Annotated in this window: 5 protein-coding genes; 4 read left to right on the top strand and 1 reads right to left on the bottom strand. The window is 41.8% G+C overall.

Annotated elements, in window-relative coordinates; translation table 11 throughout:
- Together AAC037_RS20285 and AAC037_RS20280 are read left to right on the top strand one after the other, a co-directional pair.
- Positions 1–435 (top strand): ChbG/HpnK family deacetylase (locus tag AAC037_RS20285; RefSeq protein ID WP_339905169.1); only part of this gene is annotated, 435 nt, incomplete at its 5' end.
- 49 nt (positions 436–484) lie between these two features.
- On the top strand, positions 485–2,752 hold the full coding sequence (locus AAC037_RS20280) for a regulator (RefSeq protein ID WP_339905168.1): 2,268 nt from the start codon (positions 485–487) through the stop codon (positions 2,750–2,752).
- Here the strand turns inward: AAC037_RS20280 and AAC037_RS20275 are convergent.
- On the bottom strand, positions 2,745–2,957 hold the full coding sequence (locus tag AAC037_RS20275) for a hypothetical protein (RefSeq protein WP_339905167.1): 213 nt from the start codon (positions 2,955–2,957) through the stop codon (positions 2,745–2,747). The genes AAC037_RS20280 and AAC037_RS20275 overlap by 8 nt on opposite strands.
- A gap of 535 nt (positions 2,958–3,492) precedes the next feature.
- Here AAC037_RS20275 and AAC037_RS20270 point away from each other — a divergent pair.
- Together AAC037_RS20270 and AAC037_RS20265 are read left to right on the top strand one after the other, a co-directional pair.
- Complete coding sequence (locus AAC037_RS20270) at positions 3,493–3,738, top strand: AbrB/MazE/SpoVT family DNA-binding domain-containing protein (RefSeq protein WP_339905166.1); 246 nt, start codon at positions 3,493–3,495, stop codon at positions 3,736–3,738.
- Positions 3,729–4,052, top strand: coding sequence for a type II toxin-antitoxin system PemK/MazF family toxin (locus AAC037_RS20265; protein WP_339905164.1), 324 nt, complete (start codon positions 3,729–3,731; stop codon positions 4,050–4,052). The genes AAC037_RS20270 and AAC037_RS20265 overlap by 10 nt, the downstream gene beginning before the upstream one ends.
- Positions 4,053–4,511 lie beyond the last annotated feature (459 nt).

The raw sequence follows: 4,511 nt of genomic DNA, 5'->3' as shown, positions 1-4,511 counted from the left end.
CCCAAATATGCTATTGTCTACCTTAAAATGGCCATGGAATATGGTATTCCGGCCAATGCCATTGACCTTTCTAAGCCTGAAGTGGTTGAGATTTTTAGACAAGGAGGTTATCCCATTACCGATGAGGTGGTAGACTTTATGGCTACCTACACCTTGCCCAAACTGGACTTTTTTACTTCTGCTCCCAAGGCAGATACCTATGAAGAGAAAAAGGAAGTTTTTAAGGATTTGATCAGGTCACTCAAGCCGGGATTAACAGAGATCATTTTTCATCCCTCCGCAGATACCGAACAATTGAAAACCATCACCGGATCCTGGCAGCAAAGGATTTGGGAAGCGGAAATGTTTGCAGATCCGGAAATGAAGCAATTTTTTGAAGAAGAGGGTATCATTTTCACCGACTGGAAAGAAATCATGAAGCGCTTTAATTCCTAAGTCGTTTTACAATTTCCAATCCTGCCCTTTTTAATACAAGCACCATAAGATGAACACAATAATAAAAATCAATGCCCTAGGCCTTTTGATGGCCTTTATTGGCATGGGCTGTGGGGAAACCACAGAGGTGGACATTGGTTCCGAAGGACAGTCTACAAGCCATACCGATACAGCCTTTGTACAGGAATACCATAAAGGTTTTGTGGTGCATAAGGAAATCCCTGCCGCCAATGATGTGCGTGCCATTCATTTGGCTCCTGATCAAAACGTATGGATTGCTACGGGGTATGGTGTTTACAGAAAGCCTAAAACAGGTGCCGATTGGGAACAAATGCTTCCTGAAGAAAATGTAGGGCCGGCTTATGACCTGGATACAGAACCTTCGGGCAAGGTTTGGCTGGCTTCATGGGATGGGGTTTACGTATTGGAGAATGATGCACTGGTGCAAGTTCCCGGGCCAAAACCTCCTATCGCGAAGGTACTCAGTACGCCCGAAGGTGTCTATGCATTTGGACCTTATGGGATTTGGCTGTACAGCGAGAACGAATGGAAGTCCAAGAATTTCACCAATGCCAGAAGTATTCGTGCAGTACTTACGGACAAGAATGGTGGGCTTTGGTTGGGGACCGATATAGGATTGTACCATAGCAATGAAGCGCAAACAATAGCCTATCAAAAAAATGAAGAACTGATCAGTGCCTATGTCAAGGGGCTGGATTTTGATGAGCAAGGTAATCTATGGGTTGCAGGACTCGGGGGTGTCACCATAAGAAAAGGGGACAGGGTAATCGATAGAAAAGAGCCGGCCGATGGCATTACCAATATCCATGTGAATTTTGTAAAAAAAGCCCCTGACGGCAAAATGTGGGTAGGAACTGATTATGGGATTACCCGCTTTCAGCCGGGAGAAAATGATTATTCCGTCCGCTTAAGCAAGCGTTGGTTACGGGCGGATGAGGTAAGAGATATTGATTTTGATGCCAATGGAAATGCTTGGGTGGCGACTTCAGATGGCGTGAGTCTTATCGGAAGAAAAGAAATGACCTTGGCCGAAAAGGCAGATTATTTCTATGATCAGTTGATTACAAGACATGTTAGGGAACCTGGAATTGTCGCAAGGTTTAAACTGGAAGTGCCGGGAGATACCAGTAGCATAGTGGCCGATGACGACGACAATGACGGGGAATATACGGCCATGTATTTGGCCATGGAGTCTTTTCGTTATGCGGTCACCGGTAGCGAGGAAGCCAAGGAAAGGGCAAAGAAAGCCTTTGACTTTTTGCACCTTTTGCGTGAAGTCACCGATAGAGAGGGTTTTTTTGCCCGGACAGTGGTTCCGGTAGACTGGGACAGGCCCATGCATGACATGAACAGGACCTATACCGACAGGGAATTGGCAGAAGCCATCATCGATAATCCAAGGACTAAGCCGGTGGAAGTTCGTTGGCATCCTTCAGAGGATGGGAAATGGTTGTGGAAGGGAGATACCAGCAGTGATGAATTTGCCGGACATTTTTTTGGGTATTACTGGTATTATTTACTCGTGGCCGATGAGGCAGAGAAGCAAAGAATAGCAGCCCATGTGGAACAAATCATGGATCATTTGTTGAGGAATGATTTCTATCTGGTAGGCGTAGACGGCAAGCCCACAAAATGGGGTGTATGGTCGCCTAAAAGCCTGAATGATGATCCTGAATGGTCACCGGAGAAACCCTTGAATTCGCTGGAGATACTGTCATTTCTCAAGTTTGCCCATGCGATTACCGGCAAAGCAGCTTATCAGGAAGCCTATATAAAGTTAATCAAAGAAGAGGGGTATTTGGAAAATGCCAAGCAATTGTATACCACCAATCCGGCTTTTGAAACTTATTTTGACATTTACATGGCCCTGTACATTTATCCGCCGCTTATTAATCTGGAAGAAGATCCTGAGTTGAAGGCCGAGTACCGCAAACATTTGGACCAATGGTTTGCAAAATTCAGAGATACGCAGAGTCCCATGCTTAATTTTACTTACAACCTATTGACTGAGGGAAGCGATGAACTGGAGGCTTCTATTTTCTTTTTGCAGGATGCTCCCCTGAGTTTGGTAGATTGGCGCATAGACAATGGCAGGAGAGAAGACCTACAATTGGTGAGGTCTCCGATTTTGGAAGAGATTCAGGTAAATGAATTAAGGCCGCCCAGTGAATACCGCACCATGCGCTGGGACAACAATCCCTATTTGGCTGTTTCCGGCAATCCCTCAGAGGAGAAAGAACCGGTTTACTGGCTTTTGCCCTATTGGATGGGCAAGTATCAGGGACTAATCAAGTAACCAATTTTGCCGTCATGGTTTCCATTTTCTCCACACCAATGCAAGCAAAATTTCTTCTTATATTCTTCATCGAAGTTGCATATATGGCTCTATGAAAGCACCAAAGCCCGGGAGGGGAGATATGATTATAGCAAGCGGCTTCAGCCACTAGGTTAGTGAAAGAACGCCAATTGATTTTGTTAGGCTTGCCTATTACTAAATCCATATGGTAACATTTAATTCAATCAAAAACCCCTTTAGGGGTGATAAGATGATAGCAAGTGGCATCAGCCACTGGAATAGATATATGTAATGCAATCCATTTTGGAGGCAATGTTGCTTTTTTTTCTGCAATAATGCTGACAAAATAATAACGACTATATTTTACAAAAAACGCATATAAAATTTTAAGACAACACCCAGCCCTAAAGGGGCGCAATATCTCAGCCAAGTGACCCGTCCTGAAAAAAGTTTACAGTTTTAAAATTTATTGCTTGTTAGTACTACCCCAAATTTACAAAGGGTGTCAGCCCTTGGGATAAAATGACCCACCCACCTTGATTTTGGCGGCATTGTTGCCATTTTTCTGCAACAATGCTGACAAAATCTCCCTGATGAAGAAATTGAACATGTATTCTAAATTTCAACTTACTGGATAACTATTATGTTAACCCCTTGAATTTTCAGCCTAGTGGTTTAAACAGAATTTGGAATAATATCTCGGAAGTGATAACTTTGTAATTACATAAAGTCTTAAGAAAATGGAAATATCAGTGGTGAAAATAGGTAATTCTAAGGGGATTAGACTTAGTAAAACGCTTATAGAGCGGTATAATATTAAGGATAGGATTGACTTAATTCTTGAAGAAGATCAAATTGTTTTGAGGCCATTGGCTACCCCTAGAAAAGGTTGGGAAAAGGCATTTAAAGAAATGAATGAAAATGGGGACGACAAACTTTTGATTAATGATATCTTTGAAGAGGACAATCTAGAAGAATGGGAATAGAACAATATCAGATCGTCTTAGTGAATCTTGACCCTACGATTGGGAGTGAAATTAAAAAGACAAGGCCTTGTGTTATTGTCTCTCCAAATGAAATGAATAAATACCTCAGAACCTTAGTTGTGGCTCCTATGACAACGAACTCCAAAAACTATCCCACCAGAATTAAAGTAAAACATGACAACAAAATTGGCTGGATTGTGGTTGACCAAATTAGAACAATTGATAAGGTAAGGATTGTAAGGCCTTTAGGTCGATTATCAAAACCAGAGATAAATGAACTAAAAGCCATTATCAAAGAGACTTTCGTTGACTAACTGCAAATCAAACCTATCAAATTTAATGATGTATAGGGCTAAATTTTAGCTTAAAACTTTTTAATCCGTCGCAGTTCCTGTTTCGGTTGATTGTCGCAGTTAGATACATTACCAGACCGTTAATGTTTGCTGATATTTTTTTTAAGGCGTATATTCCATGGATACAAGGGATAATGCCAATTATAGCACAAGAACGATTTTCTGAGATGATTTAGATTAGGCCATTGCAAATGGCCATTTAAAATGACTTTTCTAAAGTTTATAGCCATTGATATAAAGGTGTAATTGCAAATTACACCTAGGTGAAGATCAAAATCCCAACGTCCATTCCTACTAAAATCGTATACCAAGTCCTATGATTACCCTAAGCCCTAAAGGGACGCAATATCTCAGCCAAGGGTGTCAGCCCCATAGCCGTCAGGCTAAGTGTTTAAACGTCTGATTTTGAGAAAGTTTATC

Source organism: uncultured Cyclobacterium sp. (assembly GCF_963976465.1).
Classification (GTDB): domain Bacteria; phylum Bacteroidota; class Bacteroidia; order Cytophagales; family Cyclobacteriaceae; genus Cyclobacterium.
The sequence above is the reverse complement of the archived record's forward strand: the minus strand, read 5'-3'. Positions and strand labels throughout refer to the sequence as shown.

Bases quoted from the DNA above. Each gene is read 5' to 3' on its own strand.
- AAC037_RS20280 (WP_339905168.1), top strand. From the start codon at position 485: ATGAACACAATAATAAAAATCAATGCCCTAGGCCTTTTGATGGCCTTT.
- AAC037_RS20270 (WP_339905166.1), top strand. From the start codon at position 3,493: ATGGAAATATCAGTGGTGAAAATAGGTAATTCTAAGGGGATTAGACTT.
- AAC037_RS20275 (WP_339905167.1), bottom strand. From the start codon at position 2,957: ATGGATTTAGTAATAGGCAAGCCTAACAAAATCAATTGGCGTTCTTTC.
- AAC037_RS20265 (WP_339905164.1), top strand. From the start codon at position 3,729: ATGGGAATAGAACAATATCAGATCGTCTTAGTGAATCTTGACCCTACG.